Below are 655 nucleotides of genomic sequence, written 5' to 3'. Positions count from 1 at the left end.
CCACCACCGATAACGACAGAATCTGGGTTAAGAATGTTTGAGATGTTTGCTGTTGCAAGTCCGAGGTATTCAGAGACTTTATCAACAATGCTATTAGCAAACTTATCACCTTCAGCAGCAGCTACGAAAATATCTTTACTTGTCACTTGCTCACCATTGTCTACAGCAGCTTTAATAGAAGAGTTTCCTTCGTATTCTTCTGCCAAATGATGTGCTAAACGTACAACACCTGTTGCTGAAGCTACAGTTTCCAGACACCCCTTGTTTCCGCAAGTACACTCAAATCCTGTTTCAGGTTCAACAATAATGTGACCAATTTCCCTCAAAAAGTAGTTTCGTATAGTGGTTTGGCGGCGATTATCAAGGATGGTTATGAGTTCGTTTGTCTCATAATTCTGCGCCACAAAAGCCAATTCCCCTTTCTTGAACCCAAACTCATCCCAGGACATAACCCTTGGGAGTTTGTCAAAATGTTCCTTGAAAGTAAACTGGTCGAGTTTACGATAGACAGTGGACGTTGACACACGAAACCTTCTGGCAATATCCGTTAGTGACATCTTCTCAGTTAGGAGTTGTGTAACCTTTTGTCGGACTAGATTGGAGATTTGGCAGTTTTTCTCAACGATTGAGGTTTCAGCCACCGTTACTCTCCTAC

General features: G+C 42.1%; 2 pseudogenes. Both read right to left on the bottom strand.

Going from position 1 to position 655, the window contains the following annotated elements:
- A pseudogene (locus QM406_RS10055) lies at nt 1-320 on the bottom strand (ROK family protein); the annotation flags it as partial.
- A pseudogene (locus QM406_RS10050) lies at nt 321-655 on the bottom strand (helix-turn-helix domain-containing protein); the annotation flags it as partial.

It is taken from the genome of Streptococcus infantis, assembly GCF_047465035.1.
In the GTDB taxonomy this organism is placed as follows: domain Bacteria; phylum Bacillota; class Bacilli; order Lactobacillales; family Streptococcaceae; genus Streptococcus; species Streptococcus infantis_T.
The sequence above is the reverse complement of the archived record's forward strand: the minus strand, read 5'-3'. Positions and strand labels throughout refer to the sequence as shown.